General features: G+C 68.3%; 17 protein-coding genes. 10 read left to right on the top strand and 7 right to left on the bottom strand.

Annotated features, from left to right (window positions below; genetic code table 11):
* Positions 1–90: 90 nt before the first annotated feature.
* The 6 genes from ASC98_RS08020 (at position 91) to ASC98_RS07995 (ending at position 5,763) form a co-directional block, all read left to right on the top strand.
* The gene (locus ASC98_RS08020) at positions 91–1,023 is read left to right on the top strand and encodes a PQQ-dependent catabolism-associated beta-propeller protein (RefSeq protein ID WP_056806984.1); all 933 of its coding nucleotides are present in this window, start codon (positions 91–93) and stop codon (positions 1,021–1,023) included.
* A gap of 38 nt (positions 1,024–1,061) precedes the next feature.
* Entirely contained in the window at positions 1,062–2,201 is a 1,140-nt protein-coding gene (locus tag ASC98_RS08015) for an ABC transporter substrate-binding protein (RefSeq protein WP_056806979.1), read from the top strand.
* Between the two features lie 113 nt (positions 2,202–2,314).
* On the top strand, positions 2,315–3,112 hold the full coding sequence (locus ASC98_RS08010) for an ABC transporter permease (protein WP_369820814.1): 798 nt from the start codon (positions 2,315–2,317) through the stop codon (positions 3,110–3,112).
* A 179-nt stretch (positions 3,113–3,291) separates the two neighbouring features.
* On the top strand, positions 3,292–4,164 hold the full coding sequence (locus ASC98_RS08005) for a tripartite tricarboxylate transporter substrate binding protein (RefSeq protein ID WP_369821159.1): 873 nt from the start codon (positions 3,292–3,294) through the stop codon (positions 4,162–4,164).
* The gene (locus ASC98_RS08000; protein WP_056806760.1) at positions 4,151–5,125 is read left to right on the top strand and encodes a sensor histidine kinase; all 975 of its coding nucleotides are present in this window, start codon (positions 4,151–4,153) and stop codon (positions 5,123–5,125) included. Before ASC98_RS08005 ends, ASC98_RS08000 begins: the two co-directional genes overlap by 14 nt.
* Positions 5,122–5,763, top strand: a complete 642-nt coding sequence (locus ASC98_RS07995; protein ID WP_056806757.1) for a response regulator transcription factor — start codon at positions 5,122–5,124, stop codon at positions 5,761–5,763. Before ASC98_RS08000 ends, ASC98_RS07995 begins: the two co-directional genes overlap by 4 nt.
* Positions 5,764–5,773: 10 nt before the next feature.
* Here ASC98_RS07995 and ASC98_RS30200 read toward each other — a convergent pair whose 3' ends face one another.
* The 4 genes from ASC98_RS30200 to ASC98_RS07985 form a co-directional block, all read right to left on the bottom strand.
* Positions 5,774–6,304, bottom strand: coding sequence for a hypothetical protein (locus tag ASC98_RS30200; protein ID WP_157597900.1), 531 nt, complete (start codon positions 6,302–6,304; stop codon positions 5,774–5,776).
* 110 nt (positions 6,305–6,414) lie between these two features.
* On the bottom strand, positions 6,415–6,735 hold the full coding sequence (locus tag ASC98_RS07990) for a hypothetical protein (RefSeq protein ID WP_157597901.1): 321 nt from the start codon (positions 6,733–6,735) through the stop codon (positions 6,415–6,417).
* Positions 6,732–7,349 (bottom strand): hypothetical protein, encoded by a 618-nt coding sequence (locus tag ASC98_RS29370; protein WP_082541871.1) that lies wholly within the window; start codon positions 7,347–7,349, stop codon positions 6,732–6,734. Before ASC98_RS29370 ends, ASC98_RS07990 begins: the two co-directional genes overlap by 4 nt.
* A 25-nt stretch (positions 7,350–7,374) precedes the next feature.
* A complete protein-coding gene (locus ASC98_RS07985; RefSeq protein ID WP_056806752.1) occupies positions 7,375–8,388 on the bottom strand; it encodes a transglutaminase family protein in 1,014 nt (337 codons plus the stop codon).
* Between the two features lie 389 nt (positions 8,389–8,777).
* On the opposite strand from ASC98_RS07985, the gene ASC98_RS07980 reads away from it, so the two are divergent.
* Genes ASC98_RS07980 through gph form a run of 3 tightly spaced genes read left to right on the top strand, consistent with a single transcriptional unit; the run spans position 8,778 to position 12,295 of the window.
* Positions 8,778–11,108, top strand: coding sequence for a TonB-dependent receptor (locus ASC98_RS07980; RefSeq protein WP_056806749.1), 2,331 nt, complete (start codon positions 8,778–8,780; stop codon positions 11,106–11,108).
* A gap of 46 nt (positions 11,109–11,154) precedes the next feature.
* A complete protein-coding gene (locus tag ASC98_RS29365; protein WP_082541873.1) occupies positions 11,155–11,613 on the top strand; it encodes a nuclear transport factor 2 family protein in 459 nt (152 codons plus the stop codon).
* 7 nt (positions 11,614–11,620) lie between these two features.
* Positions 11,621–12,295 carry a phosphoglycolate phosphatase gene (gene gph / locus ASC98_RS07965; RefSeq protein WP_056806745.1) on the top strand — a complete coding sequence of 225 codons (675 nt, stop codon included), beginning with the start codon at positions 11,621–11,623 and terminating at the stop codon, positions 12,293–12,295.
* Positions 12,296–12,370: 75 nt separating this feature from the next.
* Here gph and ASC98_RS07960 read toward each other — a convergent pair whose 3' ends face one another.
* Positions 12,371–13,003, bottom strand: coding sequence for a chalcone isomerase family protein (locus ASC98_RS07960; RefSeq protein WP_235581202.1), 633 nt, complete (start codon positions 13,001–13,003; stop codon positions 12,371–12,373).
* A gap of 397 nt (positions 13,004–13,400) precedes the next feature.
* On the opposite strand from ASC98_RS07960, the gene trpE reads away from it, so the two are divergent.
* Positions 13,401–14,885: an anthranilate synthase component I gene (gene trpE, locus ASC98_RS07955; protein ID WP_056806740.1), complete on the top strand. Its 1,485-nt coding sequence runs from the start codon at positions 13,401–13,403 to the stop codon at positions 14,883–14,885.
* A 1-nt stretch (position 14,886) separates the two neighbouring features.
* Here the strand turns inward: trpE and ASC98_RS07950 are convergent, their stop codons facing one another.
* Positions 14,887–15,228, bottom strand: a complete 342-nt coding sequence (locus tag ASC98_RS07950) for a ferredoxin (RefSeq protein ID WP_056806737.1) — start codon at positions 15,226–15,228, stop codon at positions 14,887–14,889.
* A gap of 262 nt (positions 15,229–15,490) precedes the next feature.
* Positions 15,491–17,590, bottom strand: a complete 2,100-nt coding sequence (locus ASC98_RS07945) for a TonB-dependent receptor (protein ID WP_082541874.1) — start codon at positions 17,588–17,590, stop codon at positions 15,491–15,493.
* Positions 17,591–17,641 lie beyond the last annotated feature (51 nt).

Genomic DNA, 17,641 nt, shown 5'->3' with positions numbered 1-17,641 from the left:
GGGCAGGGCCATCGACAAGCTCGGTCCCACCCTTCGACAAGCTCAGGGCGAACGGGATTTGTTTGCCGCCTCGTCGGCACCGCCTGGGCGCTGATCGCCTGCTGCACCGCCGCATCGGCGCAGGGCACCGCCTACGTGTCGAGCGAGAAGGACGATGCGCTGACGATGATCGACCTCGCGACGCTCGCGGTGAAGGGCACCGTGCCGACCTGCAAGCGCGGCCGGCACATCCAGGTCACGCCCGACCGCAAGATCATGGTGGCCTGCACCGATGCGAACGCGGCCGACGTGATCGACCCGGCCACCGGCAAATCGCTGCGCCGGGTGCCGCTCGGCGACGAGCCCGAGGCCTTCGACCTGTCGCCCGACGGCAAGACGATCTACGTGTCGAACGAAGACGCCGCCGAGGCCAGCTTCATCGACGCCGCGAGCGGCAAGACGCTGCAGTCGATCAAGGTCGGCCAGGAGCCCGAGGGCGTGAAGGTCAGCGCCGACGGCAGGACGCTGTACATCACGTCCGAGGTCGCGAGCCTGATCCACGTGATCGACGTCGCGAGCGCGAAGATCACCCACAACGTGAAGGTCGGCAAGCGGCCGCGCCGCATGGCGCTGACGCCGGACGGCAAGGAGCTGTGGGTCACCAACGAGCTCGGCGCCAGCATCAGCATCATCGCGACGGCCAGCCATGCCGTCACCGACACCATCAAGCTCGAGGTGAAGGGCGCGCGCGCGACCGACATCACGCCGGTCGGCATCCTGATGTCGCGCGACGGCAAGCGGGCCTTCGTCGCGCTCGGCAAGGCCAACCACGTGGCCTTCATCGACGTCGCCAGCCGCAAGACGACGCAACTGGTGCTGGTCGGCAAGCGGGCGTGGAACGTCGCGCTCGACAAGGCCGAGGCGCGGCTGTTCGTCGTCAACGGGCTGAGCGACGACGTGACGGTGGTCGACGTGGCCGGCGGCAAGGCGATCAAGAGCATCCCGGTCGGCCGCGTGCCGTACGGCGTGGCGATCCTCGAATGACACGCGGTGTCGCGGGCCGCTGGGCGAGCTGGACGGTGATGTCGATGTGCTGTGCCGCCACCGCCTCGACCGCGGGCGCCGCGACGCTGAAGGCCACGCTGATCGTGCCGGCCGACGATGCACGACTGGAACGCACGCGGCTGGAGCGCGCCTACCTCGGCCACGCCGGCGGCCCGGTGACCGACGGGCTGCAGGTGGCGCTGGACGAAGGCAGGTTCGAGCTCGAAGCCGCCGGCGCGGCGGTGGCCTTGAGCGTCGCGACCGCGGCGACGCCCGATGCGGCGCGCGCCGCCGCGCAGGCCGCCGAGAAGGCCGGCGCGGCCATCGTGCTGACCGACCTGGGCAGCGACGCCACGCTGGCGGTGGCCGATGCGGTGAAGCTGCCGGTGCTGAACCTCGGCGACAGCGCCGACCGGCTGCGCCAGCAGGACTGCCGCGCGCGGCTGTTCCACCTGATCCCGAGCGAGCGCATGCGCGCCGACGCGCTGGCGCAGACGCTGGTGTCCCGCAAGTGGACCAGGCTGCTGCTGCTGATCGGCAGCAGCCCGCAGGACCAGGTTCGCGCGGCCACCGCGCAGGCCTCGATCAAGCGCTACGGTCTGCAGGTGGTCGCCAGCAAGCCCTACAAGCTGTCGGCCGACCCGCGCGAGCGCGATCTCGCGAACCCGCTGCTGCTGACCGCCGGGGCTGCGTACGACGCGGTGTGGGTGGTCGACAGCGACGGTGAGTTCGCGCGCAGCCTGCCCTACCGCACCGTGCTGCCGCGGCCGGTGGTCGGCGATGCCGGTCTGGTCGCGCTCGCCTGGCATGCGCAGTTCGAGCGCTACGGCGCGCCGCAGGTGTCGCGCCGGTTCGCGAAGGCCGCGAAGCGGCCGATGACCGACCACGACTGGGCGGCGTGGATGGGCGGCAAGGCCTTGATCGCGATCGCGGCGGCCGAGCCGAAGGGGCCGAACGCCGCGTGGGCCAAGGCGCTGGCCGCGACACCGGTCGATGGCTCCAAGGGCGGCAGCCTGAGCTTCCGACCGTGGGACGGGCAACTGCGGCAGTCGATGCTGCTGACCGACGGCCAGGGCGTGATCGCGCAGGCGCCGATCGAAGGACTGCTGCACCCGACCGAGGTGCTCGATACGTTGGGCGCCGATGCCCCGGAGAAGCTATGCAAAGCGACACGCTAGCGAAGGCTGTCGAGGCGGACGGCGGGCCGAGCGCCGGGCCGCCCCAAGCCGGCCCGCATCCCCTCGGGGGATCGCCGGACGTACCCGTTCGGCGAGGGGTCGTCATCCATGCGTTGCAGGCGTTGCAGGCCATCGTCGTGCGCGAGCTGTTCAAGTTCTCGCAGCAGACCGGCCGGCTGATTTCAGCCCTGGTGCGCCCGCTGCTGTGGCTCGCGGTGTTTGCCGCCGGTTTCCGCAACGTGTTCGGCGTCGCGATCGTCGAGCCGTACGACACCTACATCCCGTACGACGTCTACATCGCGCCCGGCCTGGTCGGCATGGTGCTGCTGTTCAACGGCATGCAGTCGTCGCTGGCGATGGTCTACGACCGCGAGATGGGGCTGATGCGGCTGCTGCTGACCGCGCCGCTGCCGCGCTCGTGGCTGCTGTTCAGCAAGCTGTGCGCGACCGCGCTGCTCTCGGTGCTGCAGGCGCTGGCCTTCGTGGTGGTGGCGATGCTGCTCGGCACCGAGCTGCCGCTGTTCTCGTGGGCGGGGCTGCATGCGCTGCTCGCGCTGGTGTGCGGCGCGCTGATGCTGGGCGCGCTCGGGCTGCTGCTGTCGGTGCACATCAAGCAGCTGGAGAACTTCGCCGGCACGATGAACTTCGTGATCTTCCCGATGTACTTCCTGTCGACGGCGCTCTATCCGCTGTGGAAGCTGCAGGAGTCGGGCGCCGAGTGGGTGTACCAGGCGGCGCGCTTCAACCCGTTCACGCACGCGGTGGAGTGGATCCGCTTCGCGCTGTACGGCAAGGACCCGGGCATCGCGCCGTGGGTCGTGCTGGGTTGCCTGGTCGTGTTCTTCGCCGTGGCCTGCTGGGGCTACGACCCGCAACGTGGCTTCGGCGGCCTCGCCAAGCGCGGATCATGACCACCCCTCGTCCCGCGGGTACGCGAGCCGATCCCCCGGGGGGATCCGGGCCGGCTTGGGAGCGGCCCGGCGCTCGGCCCGGTGCGCCGATCACCAGACGCGGATTTGTCGGTGCCGCCGCCGCACTCGGCGCCTGGCCGCTGGCGCGCGCGCAAACGCCGTACCCGTCCCGCCCGATCGTGATGTGGATCCCGTGGCCGGCCGGCGGCGCGACCGACATGTCACTGCGCCTGCTGGCCGAGCTGGCCGCGCACCACCTCGGCCAGCCGGTCGTCACCGAGAACCGCGGCGGCGCCGGCGGCACGCTGGCGATGCCGGTGCTGCAGCAGGCCGAGCCCGACGGCTACACGATCGCGCAGCTGCCGCAGCCGATCTTCCGGGCGGTGCACACGCAGAAGGTGCTGTGGGATCCGATCCGCGACGTGACGCCGATCATCCAGGTCTCCGGCGTCACCTTCGGCGTGCTGGTCGGCGCCAGCAGCAAGCTGCGCAAGCTCGACGACCTGTTCGCCTATGCGCGCAAGAACCCGGGCCGGCTGACCATCGCAACCAACGGCGTCGGCACCACGCCGCACGTGGTGCTCGAGGAGCTGTTCACCGCGCGCGGCCTGAAGTACATCCACGTGCCGTACAAGGGAACGTCGGAGCAGATGATCGCCATCGATTCGGGGCAGGTGATGGTCGGCGTCAACTCGACCGGCTTCGGGCCTTTCGTCGATTCGGGCCGGCTGCGCCTGCTCGCCACCTTTGCCGCGCAGCGGTCGAAGCGCTGGCCGCAGGTGCCGACCTTGCGTGAGCTCGGCTTCGACATCGTCGCGATGTCGCCCTACGGGCTGGGCGGGCCGCGCGGCCTGCCTGCCGACATCGTCAAGGTGCTGCACGACGCGTTCAAGGCCGCGATGTTCGACCCGCTGTTCGCGCAGGAGCTGGCCCGATACGACCAGGAGATCGACTACCTGGGCACGGCGGAGTACGCCGAGGTGTGCCGCCAGCAGTTCATCAAGGAGGGGCTCATCGTCGAACGCATGGGCCTGTCACGTGGCGGCAGCTGAGGCACGCCTGCGGCGTTGGCGCCCGCTGGGCGACGTCGGCCTGGTGCTGCTCGCCACGCTGGCGAGCTACGGCCTCGCGTCGTTCTTCGAACTGAGCGAACGCGTGCAGCGCTGGGCCCTGCCGCACGAGCACTGGCAGGCCGACGAGCTGCCCTTCAGCCTGACGGTGCTGGCCGGCGGCCTGGCCTGGTACGCGCTGCGCCGCGCGCACGATGCGCGCGCGCAGCTCGCGCTGCGCGAGCAGGCCGAGGCGCAGGCGCGCGAGCTGCTGATGCACAACCGCGAGCTGGCGCGCCAGCTGATCGCTGTGCAGGAGAGCGAGCGCCTGGCGCTGTCGCGCGAACTGCACGACGAGCTGGGGCAGGGCTGTGCCGCGGTGCGTGCCGAGACGGCCTTCGTTCGCCTGTGCGGTGCGGCCGATCGCAGCGCCACGCTGGCGGCGGTGGAGCGGGCCGACCGCGCGGCGCAGCAGCTGTACCAGGCGGTGCGCGGCATGCTGCGCCGGCTGCGTCCGGCCAACCTCGACGAGCTGGGGCTGATCGCCGCTCTGCAGGAGCTGTGCGAGTCGTGGGAAGAGCGCAGCGGCGTGGCCTGCATCTTTCACCACGAGGCTTTCGAGCACGGTTTCGGCGATGCGGTCGACATCGCGCTGTACCGCGTGGTGCAGGAGGCGCTGACCAACGTGATGCGGCACGCGCAGGCCAGCGCGGTGCATGTGAAGCTGGTCCGCAGCGCACAGGGCGAGCTGCAGCTGAGCGTCGAGGACGACGGCCGGGGCATGGACCTGGCCGCGGCGACGCGCGGCCTCGGGCTGCTGGGTGCCGCCGAGCGTGCCGCGGCGCTGGGCGGCGAGCTGGAGGTGCGCGCGTCGCCGGGTGCCGGCGTGCAACTGGTGCTGCGTGTGCCGATGCCCGCGACTGCGCTTGCGGACGCTGCGCCGCCGCACCGGGAGTTAGCGTGATCCGCGTGCTGCTGGCCGACGACCACCCGGTGGTGCGCAGCGGCTACCTGCGCCTGCTCGACCAGGCGGGCGACATCCAGGTGATCGCCGAAGCCGGTGACGCCGATGCGGCGTATGCGGCGTTCATCGCGCACCGGCCCGACGTGCTGGTCACCGACCTCGCGATGCCGGGCGGCGGCGGGCTGGAGTTGCTGCGCCGCGTGCTGCTGCGCGACGCGCAGGCGCGGCTGCTGGTGTTCAGCATGCACGACGCGCCGGTGCTGGTGCGGCGCGCGCTGCAGGCCGGCGCGCTCGGGTTCCTGACCAAGGCGAGTGCGCCGGAGTGCCTGGTCGACGCGGTGCGCGAGCTGCAGGCGGGGCGCCGCTACCTGGGGCCCGAGCTGTCGCCCGGCTTGCTCGAACGCGACCCGCACGACGAGGCCGACCGGCTGGCCGAGTTGAGCGCGCGCGAGTTCGAGGTGTTCCGGCTGCTCGCGCAAGGCCATTCGGCCGGCGCCTGCGCCGAGATGCTGAAGCTCAGCCCGAAGACGGTGGCCAACCTGCAGACGGCGATCAAGGACAAGCTCGGCGTGGCGACGTCGGCGGCGTTGGTGCACTTGGCGATACGGAACCAGGTGATCAGCACGGCGGGTGTGTAGTCCGCGTGCATTACCGATCGAACGATTCCTTCTGAGCCCGGTAGGTCGTCTCCTCGAGCACGCCCTCGGGGGCCAAGTTGCTCGCGAGCCAGCGTTTGAGGACGCGATCCCGATCGAACACGATGGTTGCAACAAATCCGTCCGCTCCGTCCCCTCCGCGAAGGACCAGGTGGAAGGAATTTCCCTTCGGAACCAGCTTGGCAGTTCGAACGTTGCCGAGACCACGGAATGACGATCGCGGAACGACGAGTGGTCGACCATTCACGGCAATCTCGAGGCTCGTGACGAGGCTGCACGAGCTGCCCTGTGTTGCACACTCTCGCTCGACCAATGCCGAAACGTCGGCGGATCCTTTCACTCCCGACATCACAGTCGTGGTCACCATCGCGCATACCGATTGTTTAGCGCGAATGCCCCCAACGATGGTCTGTCCGTCCGCCGGCACATGCACCGTGCGGTCATCAATTGCGAACGCGGCGCCTGCCAGTGACAGCCCGGAAACCAGACCGGAGAGCGAGCGTTTGTCGAGCCAAATGCGCATGACAAGATCATCCCGATGGTGTCGCCGAGATCGGAGACTTGCTCAGCGTTGCCTTGGCGCGAACAGGTATCCCTGCCACTCCGCACGTGCACCCGCTCAGCGGTAGTGCGTCAGAACAGGTCGTGCGTGTACCACCCTGTCCCCAGCCAACAGACGATGAATGCCATGAGCGAAAACTTCCGCGCCTGAATTCGAACGGCCCCGAGCAGCAGCCAAGGGAGCAGCAAGATGCTTTGTAGAGCGAACAGGAAGTAGCTCATGTGCGTGAACAGCGAGAGCGCGGGACCGAAGAGCGCATAGAAGTATTGCGTCGGCGATCCCGCCGGTACGCCTTGCCGCACAAAGAAGAAGGCGAAGCCTGCAAACGCGACAAGCACCGAATACAGGCCAATCGACGTCAACACCCTCTGGCGGAGGGTCACGTTCATCATCGTGGGCATTGGTCTTTGCAGTCCTTTTGGTGTCTGCGGATGAGTTCGACGGCGGCCCTTATCGCTCCATCGCGCTCACTTTTCGAGGGGTACGCATCGGCGTAGGCGTGACTCACCGAGGGCACACCTCCGCTCCACGGTTGGAAGCCAGCATGCCCTCGCGCATAGGAGTCCTGAATCGCGTGCATCGCGCGAGCCAGCCCTTCGCACGTACAGGTTTTCCATTGCCTATCAACGAACTCGTTGAAGTCGCGGCTGGCCGAATCGACGGTTGCGTTCCGGTTGGTGCCATCACGCATCGCGTGCCAATGGGCATTGGCAGGAGCCTGACTTCCGGTGAACCAATCCGCATTGGCCACGGCCGCAGGCAGGTTCGGGCAAGGGCTGCCTGCAATCGCAATCGCAGCGGTCGTGATTTCGTTGTGCGTACTGGACGTGAACAGCCCTGTCGGGTCCGTGTACATCGTTGGGGCACCCAGCGCATAGGTGTAGGTGCTGGGTCCGCCATTCAATCCAATCGGATCGGATTGGGTGTAGTTCGCAGCCGCGCTTTCGTGCAGAGAGGTCAGAGCCAGCATGATCACCAAAGGTGTGAGATCAATTCGATCGAGCATCTTCGTTTCTCCGGATTGATTTTGTCTACAAAGGCTTCTTGGCATCGTCGACCCGCCTGAGATAGGTGGATTCGGCTTCCGGATCCATGGGGCGCCATCCGAGCGCCCGTGCGCGTTGCTCCCATTCCATGACCTGTCGACTCAGTTCCCGGTACTTGAGCCGCTCCTTCAAGGGCATCCGTGGATCGGGACTGTTGTAGTCGAGCATGTAGGAGACCTCGGCCATCCAGCCGTAGGCGGCTGCGAGATGCAGCATGCCGTTGACGTGCTTCGGCGCATGAGCCAACAGGAGCAGGGCCAGGTCCACGCGAGGTTGCAGGACGCCGTTCGCTGCATAGAACTCAAGCAACGTGTCGACCATCTCGACGGCCGCTTCCTTCTTTGAAAGCGGCCGCATGTAGATGCCGGTTCTCAGCGACAGGTCGGTCATCACATACAGCTGCCGCATCCAGACGTCGCGAGCGAATCCACCGCCGCTTGTCGCCTCGATGTTGTAGAGCTGACCGCCCTCGTCGCGGTATTTGACGAAGATGTGCCTGGGCACTGTCGCCAGCGTCACATCCAACCCGATCCTTTGACCGAGGACGACGAACAAGCTGGGCATCGAAACGCAATTGCCCTTGCGGCTGTCGAGGTAGCTGGACAGAAGCTTGTTGCGAAGGTTCTTTCCGAGAGGGTCTTCGAGGTCGTACCGGAAGGGCCGGTTGTCGTTCCAAGGGCCCGCCATGTACAGATACTTCCTCAGGGCCTCCACTTTCACCCGGCTGTTCGCCATGAGGGGCAACGTTGCGTTGATCTCCGTTGCCATGCGGTCGAGCCGCTTGAGGTTGCCGGGGACGTCGATGCTCGGATCGATCATGCGTTGCAGCGTGAGAATGAATTCGCCGAGGTCAAGCTCCTCGTCTGGTTTCTCGAGCGCTGCCGTGATCGATTGCAAGTGCGCCGTGAATGCCACAGGCTTCGGCAGGGGAGCGTCCTGGGCGAAGGCGGCCGCGCAGCTGAGCAGCAGCGCAGCAATACAGGGTGAGAGGATCTTCATGATCTTTCCGCAGACTGAATACACGCGCGCCAGCCGGGCGCACGCCATGAACCTCGCCGTGCACTGACTCGAGTCAGTTGCACCGCAAGCGCTGGAACATCGTGGATGTCGGGCGCAAAGGACTTGCGCTGACGGGCTGTGCCGACCGTGTGGTGAGCATGCCGCTGAGGCTGCGCCCCGTGAGGCGCTGAAGTGGCTGCAATCTATCCGCAGCACGGCGCCCGCGTCAACACCAGTCCCACGGGACAGGCGGCCCCTGGTGTTAACGAGCAGCGCGGCCGGGAATATTTCCCTGTGCCCTGCGCAGCCCGCTTGTTAGCGTGGCATCACCACCACCCCCAGACGACTCCCGCAACTCCGAGACAAGGACAAACCACCGGAGACCAGACATGCAGTATTCCCGTCGGCCCAGCCGACAACACCACCCGCTTGCGAATGCATCGCTGCTGGCGCTCGTGGCGTTCGTGCCCGCCGTCCACGCGCAATCAGCTCCGGCCGGCGACCCTTCGCCGCCGGTCGTCGAGCTGCCGGAGGTCGAGATCGTGCTGACCACGCCGGTGCCCGGCACCGGCGTGCCGAAGGACCAGATCCCGTCCAACGTGCAGACCGCCACCGACCGGCGGCTGCGCCAGTTGCAGAGCCTGAACCTGCCGGAGTTCATGCGAACGCAGCTGCCCAGCGTCAACGTCAACGAGCTGCAGGGCAACCCGTACCAGATGGACGTCAACTACCGCGGCTTCACCGCCAGCCCGCTGCTCGGCACACCGCAGGGCCTGTCGGTGTTCCTCGACGGCGTACGCGTCAACGAGCCCTTCGGCGATGTCGTCAACTGGGACCTGCTGCCGCGCGCCGCGCTGGCCAGCATCACGCTGCTGCCGGGCTCGAACCCGCTGTTCGGGCTGAACACGCTGGGCGGCGCGCTGTCGCTGCAGACCAAGAGCGGCGACACCCACCCCGGCACCGAGGTCGAGGTCGAGGGCGGCTCGTTCGGCCGCATCAGCACCGAGCTGACGCACGGCCGCAAGCTCGGCGAGACGGGCCACCTGTTCATGGCCTTCGGTGCGCTCAATGAAGACGGCTGGCGCGATGAGTCGCCGTCGCGGGTGCGGCAGCTGTTCGTCAAGGGCGGGCAGCGCAGCAGCAGCTTCTCGTGGGACCTGAGCCTCGGCCATGCCGACAACCAGCTGGTCGGCAACGGCGGCCTGCCCGAATCGATGCTGGCGCAGCGCCGCGAGCAGGTCTACACCCGGCCCGACCTGACCGACAACGAGGCGACGCTGTTGACCTTCAACACCACGGCCAAGCTGGCCCCGCAGTGGGAGATGGCCGCGACGGCGTATGCGCGCCGCAACCGCGCATCGACGCTGAACGGCGACCTGAACGACGACTACGACCCGCCCGCCGTCGAGGAAACCGGTGTCGAGAACCGCACCCGCACGCGCACCGACAGCGAAGGCCTGGCGGTGCAGGCGACCTGGAATGCCCGGCCGCACCGCCTGACCTTCGGGTTGTCGCACGACCGCTCGCGCCACCATTTCATGCAGAGCGAGGCCGAGGGCGAGCTCGATGCAAGCCGCGCGGTGATCCCGACCGAAGACGCCGAGGTCAACGCGCAGATCTCTGGCCGCAGCCGCACGAGCAGCGCCTACTTCAGCGACCTGTTCGCGTTGCGGCCGAACCTGCAGCTCACCGTCTCGGGCCGCTACAACGACACCCGCGTCGGCACCGTCGACGAAGGTCGTGCCGACCTCGGCCTGTCGACCAACCTCGATGCGGCGGACCGCTACCGCAAGTTCAACCCGGCGATCGGTGCGACCTGGCAGGTGACGCCAGGCTTCACCGCCTATGGCAGCTGGAGCCAGGGCAACCGCGCGCCGAGCCCGATCGAGCTCGGCTGCTCGGACCCGGCCAACGCCTGCGTGCTGCCGAATGCGCTGCAGTCGGATCCGCCGCTGAAGCAGGTGGTGTCGCGCACGCTGGAGGCCGGCGTGCGCGGCACGCTGGCACAGGGGCTGCGCTGGAATGCGTCGGTGTTCCGCACCGTCAACCAGGACGACCTGCTGTTCATCAGCAACGGGCTGTCGGCCGGCTACTTCAGCAACGTCGGGCGGACCGTGCGCCAGGGACTGGAGCTCGGCCTCTCGCAGCAGGCCGGCGCGCTGAGCTGGGCACTGTCGTACAGCTGGCTGCGCGCCACCTTCGATTCGTCGGCCTGCCTGGTCTCCGAAGCCAACAGCAGCGCCGAGACCAGCGCCGACTGCACCGGCGACGACGAGATCGAGGTGCGCAAGGGCAACCGCCTGCCCGGCCTGCCGAGCCACACGCTGAAGCTCAGCCTGGACCTGCAGGCCACGCCGGGCTGGCGCGTCGGCGGGCAGCTTCGCGCGCAATCGAAGCAGTACGTGCGCGGCAACGAGAACAACGCCCAGCAGCCGGACGGCATCGACTTCTTGGGCAGCGGCCGCACCGCCGGCTTCGCGGTGCTCGACCTGACGGCCGGCTGGACCTTCCGGCCGGGCTGGGAGCTGTTCGGCAAGCTGTCGAACGTGTTCGATCGCAAGTATTCAACCGGCGGATTGCTCGGCACCAATGCGTTCGATGCGAACGGCGCGGTGCAGGCGCCGGCGGACTGGAAGCACGAGCAATTCGTTGCGCCGGGCGCGCCGCGGGCCGGCTGGATCGGGCTGCGGGTGTCGTTCGGGGGTGGGGGGCCGCCATGAAGCATAGTCACGCGAGTCTGTCGCACGCACCCAACGGGACCTCCAATTGACACGCACCGCCAGTGAGACCGTCAGAGAACTCGTTGACCGCGTCACCCGACTCAGGAATGGTGACGCGACTCAGATCGACGATCTGGCGAACTTGTACGCCGTCGACGCCCACGTCACCCATCCCTTTCATCCGGAGCATGCAGGCTCGGCGACCGTCGGTCGAGAAGCCCTGCGAGCGCATTTTGCAAAGCTGCCGCAAGCGGGCGTGTCGGTCTCGTCCAGCGTTGCTGACTGGACGCTGCACACGACGGCCGATCCGGACCTTGTCATTGCCGAGTTCCGCTACGAGGGCCGCATCGATCAACGGCCGTTGAGTACGCGTTGCATCTTCGTCGTCCGCGTGGTCGACGGCCTGATCGTGGAGTCCCGGGACTACATTGACCACCTGGCTTCTGCGCGAGCGTACGGCGTGCTGCCCGAGGTTCTCACGCGAATGAGTGCCGCGCAGGAGTGAACGGCTGGTGAACTCCCTCCACTCGAACCACCCGGCCTGGCGCGCCGCGCTGATCGACCTCGACGGCACGATGGTCGACACGCTCGGCGACTTCGTCGTTGCGCTGAACGCGATGCTCGGTGAGCTCGCCTTGCCGCCGATCGGTCGCGACTTCATCGCCCACACGGTCGGCAAGGGCTCGGAGCACCTGATCCGCTGCACGCTGATGGAAGTGGACGGCGCGGACGACCGCTACGAAGAGGCCTGGGCCAGCTACCAGCGGCACTACCGGCGCGTCAACGGCGAGCAGGCCGAGGTGTTCCCCGGCGTGGTCGACGGGCTGCTGCGCCTGCAGCGCGCCGGCGTGCCGCTGGCCTGCCTGACGAACAAGCCGACGGCCTTCGCGCAGGCGCTGCTCGAGAAGAAGCAGCTGGCCGGCTTCTTCCGTCACGTGTTCGGCGGCGATGCGTTCGCGCAGAAGAAGCCGCACCCGCTGCCGCTGCTCGAATCGTGCAGGGCGCTCGGCGTGCCGCCGTCACAGGTGCTGATGGTCGGCGACTCGGCCAACGACGCACAGGCGGCCCGCGCGGCGGGCTGCCCGGTGATCCTGGTGACCTACGGCTACAACCACGGCGAGCCGGTGCGGGAGGTCGACGCCGATGGCTTCATCGACCGCCTGGATCAACTGCGGATCGAAGCCTAGGGCCGAGCGCCGGGCCGCCCCAAGCCGGCCCGCATCCCCTCGGGGGATCGGTCGACGTACCCGTCGACCGAGGGGTCAATTGTTCCCGGCACCGGCGCCATTGCCGGTGGCGGTCTTGCCCAGCAGCGCGTCCTTCAGCGTCGAATCGGCGGGCGAATGGCCCAGCCAGATCTTCAGCAGCGACGAATAGAACTCGGGTTCCTTGATCGGGTCGTTGGCCGGCTTGCCGTTGACGACGATCACCGTGCCCTGGCCCGGCAGCCAGTCGACGTAGAACGAATCGCCAGCCACCAGCTTCTTCTTCGCCGAGAACACCTCGCTGAGTTTCAGCGTGCCGCTGATCGACTTCATGAAGTCGTCGCGCGTCGTGTTCTGTTCCATGCCGCGGGTGAAGAGCTTGCCGAGTTCGTTCGCGTCGATGTCGCGCAGCATCGTGATGTGCATGCGGCGCGGGCCCGGCGTCGCGAGCACCGCTTCGGGCGTCGTCGCCTTCGCAGTCAGGTACAGGCCGGCGGTGTAGACCTTGAAGATCGCCTTGTAGCGGATGCCGGCGCCGTTCAGCACCAGCTTCGTGTTGGCCACCTGCACGGTGGGCTCGTAGCGCACGCCGGCCAGTTCGACGGCCGGGGGCTGGGTCTGGGCTTGCGCCGCAAGCGGTGCCGCGAAGGCAGTGGCCGTCGCGGCCAGCAGGAAGATTCGACGAATCACGGCAGTCTCCATCTCGTTGTGATCAGGGCCCGAAGCCCCAGTATGGAGCCCTCCAGGCAACGCGAGAGTGTCTGACAGTGACAAGCGCCGGTCCATTCATGATTTCACGGACGACCGATCGCTTCCCGGGATGGAATGTCAAGCCTGCTACACTTTTTCCATGTTCATCGCACGCAAGCAAACCAAAGGGTCGAACGACCGGGGAGCCTGGCCCTGGCGGGCCTGATCCACGCAAGGTTTGCTTGCCGTGGGCCCCGGGCTGCTTCCAGTCCCCGCCCTCCGGCTCCATCGGCCGCCGCGCTCGCCGCACACTGCGCGCGCCGCGCGCCACCCCGAAGAATGCAGTCACCAGGCCGGCCCCCCGGGCGCCGCGCCGGGCCGTGGAGGGCCCTCGAACGTGATCACCGAACTTGAATTCAAGAGCCTCGCCGCGCAGGGCTTCAACCGCATCCCGCTGATCGCCGAAGCGTTTGCCGACCTCGAAACCCCGCTGTCGCTCTACCTGAAGCTCGCCTATGGCACCGGCAGCGGCAAGCACAGCTTCCTGCTCGAATCGGTGGTCGGCGGCGAACGCTTCGGCCGCTATTCGTTCATCGGGCTGCCGGCGCGCACGCAGTTGCGCGCCACCGGCTTTCGCACCGAGGTCGTCACCGACGGCCAGGTCGTCGAGACGCACGACGGCAACCCGCTCGACTTCATCGCCGCCTACCAGAAGCGCTTCAAGGTCGCGCTGCGCCCCGGGCTGCCGCGCTTCTGCGGTGGGCTGGCCGGCTATTTCGGCTACGACGCGGTGCGCTTCATCGAGCCCAAGCTCGCGAAGACCGAATTGCCCGGCGGGCTCGACACGCCCGACATCCTGCTGCTGCAATGCGAGGAACTGGCGGTCATCGACAACCTGTCGGGCCGGCTCTACCTGATCGTCTACGCCGACCCCGGCCAGCCGGAGGCCTTCTTCAAGGCCAAGCGGCGCCTGGCAGAACTGGGCGACAAGCTGAAGTACAGCGTCACCGCCCCGCCAGTGCGCCGCGGCACCTCGCACGCGGTGGAGCGCGAGTTCGCGAAAGACGACTACCTCGCCGCGGTGCTGAAGGCCAAGGAGTACATCGCGGCCGGCGACATGATGCAGGTGCAGGTCGGCCAGCGGCTGAAGAAGCGCTACACCGAATCGCCGCTGAGCCTGTACCGCGCGCTGCGTTCGCTGAACCCGTCGCCGTACATGTACTTCTACGACATGGGCGATTTCCAGATCGTCGGCGCGTCGCCCGAGATCCTGGTGCGCCAGGAGACCACGCCCGAGGGCGAGAAGGTCACGATCCGCCCGCTGGCCGGCACCCGTCCGCGCGGCGCGACGCCGGCACAGGACAAGGCGCTCGAGGCCGAGCTGAGCGCCGACCCGAAGGAGCGCGCCGAGCACGTGATGCTGATCGACCTGGCGCGCAACGACATCGGTCGCATCGCGAAGACCGGCACCGTGAAGGTCACCGAGGCCTTCACGGTCGAGCGCTACTCGCACGTGATGCACATCGTCAGCAACGTCGAGGGCCTGCTGAAGGACGGCATGACCAGCCTCGACGTGCTGCGCGCCACGTTCCCGGCCGGCACGCTGACCGGCGCGCCGAAGGTGCGGGCGATGGAGATCATCGACGAGCTCGAACCGGTCAAGCGCGGCATCTACGGCGGCGCCTGCGGCTACCTCAGCTTCGCCGGCGACATGGACGTCGCGATCGCGATCCGCACCGGCATCGTCAAGGACAACACGCTGTACGTGCAGGCGGCGGCCGGCGTGGTGGCCGATTCGGTGCCCGAGCTCGAATGGAAGGAAACCGAGGCCAAGGCGCGCGCGCTGATCCGCGCGGCCGAGCTGGTGGAAGAAGGCTTCTGAATCAGCCGGTCGGGCCCTGGTGGAACACCAGGTCTTCGACCGGTTTTCCACCCACCAGGTGCTGCTCGATGATGCGGTCCATGTTGGCCGGTGTCACGTCGTAGTACCAGGTGCCGTCGGGCTGCACGCACATCACCGGGCCGCCCTTGCAGGCGGCGAAGCAGCTGACGCGGCTGCGCTTCACGCGCAACTCACCCTCGTGCAGGCCGGCGGCCTTGAACTTGTCGCCGAGGCTGTCGAACAGCGCCTGCGATTCGCCCTGCTGCGTGCAGCGCGGGCCGGTGCAGATCAGCAGGTGGCGGCGGTACTCGCCGATCTTCGGCTTGATCACTTCGTCGGTCATCGGGAACTCTCCTGGATCGGTGTGTTGCGTGCTGTGGCGCGTCGCGGGCAGGCGGTGGCAGGCGCCGAGGGCTCATGCTGGGGCGGTCGGCCCTGGCGGGCCGACTCCACGAAGAAGATCGGCTCCGGCGCCTGCCACCGCCTGCCGCGAGGAGGCGTTGACTTGTGTTCGGAAAATAAATCGCACGACCCAACCCCGTTCGGGCTGAGCCTGTCGAAGCCCTGCCCGAACAGTGCCGAATCCGTCGACGCGCGACCCATCGTCAGAACGTGGCCCGCATCGAGACGCGCAGCGTGCGCGGCTCCATCGGGTGCACCAGCCGCCCGTCGATGCCGGCGCCACCGTTGCATGCCAGGCCATCGGTCTTCGAGCAGGCGGCACCCCAGTACTCGATGTCGTAGGCCTCGCGGTCGAACAGGTTCAGCACGTCCAGCGTGAACTGCAGTGACGCGCTGGCGCGCCAGCCGGCCTTCAGGTTCGCGGTCCACAGCGACGCCGAGCGCTGCGTGCCGGTCTCTTCCAGTGCGTAGCTGCCGATGTAGCGCCAGCGCAGCCCGCCGAACCACGCGCCGTGGTCGTCGGCCGCCAGCGCGAACGAGGCCGAGCGCGGGATCGCGTTCGGCACGTGGGTACCGCTGTCGGGTTCCTCTTCCTGCTCGAAGCGCGCCCGCGACCATGCCACGTCGGCATCGAGCAGCAGCCAGCGGTTGAGCTGCCAGTCGTTCGACCACTCGACGCCGGTGCGCTTCGACGCGCCCTTGGGCTCGGTCACGCCGGCATCGCCGACGAACACCAGTTCGGAGGCGAGCTTCACCTGCCACAGCGACAAGCTGGTGTTCCAGCCCGGGAGCGGTACCGCGCGCAGGCCGATCTCGCGGCCGGTCGCGCGCACCAGCGCCGGCACCGGGGCGACGGCGGCGGTCACGCCGCGCACGTCGTTGCTGTGGAAGCCGCGGCCCCAGTTCGCATACAGCTCGGTGCGCATCGTGTCGCCGAACGGCCCGAAGGCCAGCCCGAGTTTTGGGCTGACCTGATGGGCGCGCGCGCTGCCGCCGTTCTGGACGTTGTCGTCGCCGCCGGTCGGCGTCACGTTCGCGCGCACCGTGTCCACGCGCAGGCCCAGGTCGCTGCGCAGCCACGGCTGCCATTGCGTGCGGGCCTCGGTGTAGAGGCCGAGCAGCGTCTCGCGCACGCGGTCTTCGCGCAGCGTGCCGGTCCGCTCGCGGTTCACCGTGTCGTAGAGACCCAGCGTGCCGATGCGGTCGTGGCGCAATTGCGCGCCCAGCGTCAGCTCGGTCTCGCAATCGGCCGGCGCGATCGCCCAGTGGCGCGCCACCTGGCCGCCCCAGACGGTGCGCTCGTCGGCCTGCTCGTGCTGGTCGCCCTGCGGGCCGTTGATGTAGCCGGACGGGTTGGAGAACAGATTCAGGCCGTAGTCGATCACATAGGCGCTGGCCTGCGTGCGCGTGCTGCCATCGCTGCCGGCCCAGTCGCCGGACAGGCTGTGGCGGTGCGTGCGCCCGCCGTCGCCGGGCACCAGCTCGCCGTAGCGGTCGATCTCGCCGGACGCGATCGCGCGCTCGGGCACGTGCTCGGTGGCGGTCCACTGTGCGTGGTAGGCCATCGCGGTCAGCGCATAGCCGTCGCGCGCGGTGCCTTCCGACAGCCGCAGCACGCCATTGACCTTGCGCAGCCGCTCGGGCTGCTGCCAGGGGCCGTCGTTGGTCGCGGCCTCGAAGGCGGCCAGCAGCGTCGGGCCGCTGTCCTGTTCGGTGCCGAGCCGTCGGCTGCCGGCAGCCAGCACGCGGCGGAAGTCGTGCGCGCCGACGCTCAGGTCGACCATCGGTGCCGGCAGCACGCGCTGGTACTCGATGCGCGCCGAGCCAGTGGTCGCGAAGTCGCCGTCTTCTGCCGCGTAGACGCCCTTGCGGTAGCGCATCGCGCCGATCAGCTCGGGGATCAGGAAGTTGAGGTCCATGTAGCCCTGGCCGTGCGCATGGCTCGCCATGTTGACCGGCATGCCGTTGACGAAGCTCGCGAAGTCGCTGCCGTGGTCGAGGTTGAAGCCGCGCAGGAAATACTGGTTGGCCTTGCCGTCGCCGCTGTGCTGCGTGACGGTCATGCCGGGCACCGTCTCCAGCACCTCGGCCGGGCGCAGCAGCGGCCGGTTCGCGAGCTGCTGCGCGCTGACCTTGCCTTCGGTGGCCGAATCGGCGACGCCGATCAGGTCCTGGCCGCGGCCGACGATGGTCACGCCGGGCAGCGCAGCGGCCAGCTCCGCGGCCGCGGCCGGGACAGGGGTGAAGAAGTTCATCGCCAGGGCCGTGGCGGCCAGGGCGGGGGGCCGCTTGCGCTGTTGCATCGTTGAAAGACTCGTCGCCGCGCGGGGGCCATCGTTCGCCCCCGCGCGGGT

This window comes from Rhizobacter sp. Root1238, assembly GCF_001425825.1.
Taxonomy (GTDB): Bacteria; Pseudomonadota; Gammaproteobacteria; order Burkholderiales; family Burkholderiaceae_C; genus Rhizobacter.
The sequence above is the reverse complement of the archived record's forward strand: the minus strand, read 5'-3'. Positions and strand labels throughout refer to the sequence as shown.

Excerpts from the sequence above, each read along its gene's own strand:
- ASC98_RS08015 (WP_056806979.1), top strand. The coding sequence starts at position 1,062 with ATGTCGATGTGCTGTGCCGCCACCGCCTCGACCGCGGGCGCCGCGACG.
- ASC98_RS30200 (WP_157597900.1), bottom strand. The coding sequence starts at position 6,304 with ATGCGCATTTGGCTCGACAAACGCTCGCTCTCCGGTCTGGTTTCCGGG.
- ASC98_RS07990 (WP_157597901.1), bottom strand. The coding sequence starts at position 6,735 with ATGATGAACGTGACCCTCCGCCAGAGGGTGTTGACGTCGATTGGCCTG.
- ASC98_RS29370 (WP_082541871.1), bottom strand. The coding sequence starts at position 7,349 with ATGCTCGATCGAATTGATCTCACACCTTTGGTGATCATGCTGGCTCTG.
- ASC98_RS07985 (WP_056806752.1), bottom strand. The coding sequence starts at position 8,388 with ATGAAGATCCTCTCACCCTGTATTGCTGCGCTGCTGCTCAGCTGCGCG.
- ASC98_RS07980 (WP_056806749.1), top strand. The coding sequence starts at position 8,778 with ATGCAGTATTCCCGTCGGCCCAGCCGACAACACCACCCGCTTGCGAAT.
- ASC98_RS07950 (WP_056806737.1), bottom strand. The coding sequence starts at position 15,228 with ATGACCGACGAAGTGATCAAGCCGAAGATCGGCGAGTACCGCCGCCAC.
- ASC98_RS07945 (WP_082541874.1), bottom strand. The coding sequence starts at position 17,590 with ATGCAACAGCGCAAGCGGCCCCCCGCCCTGGCCGCCACGGCCCTGGCG.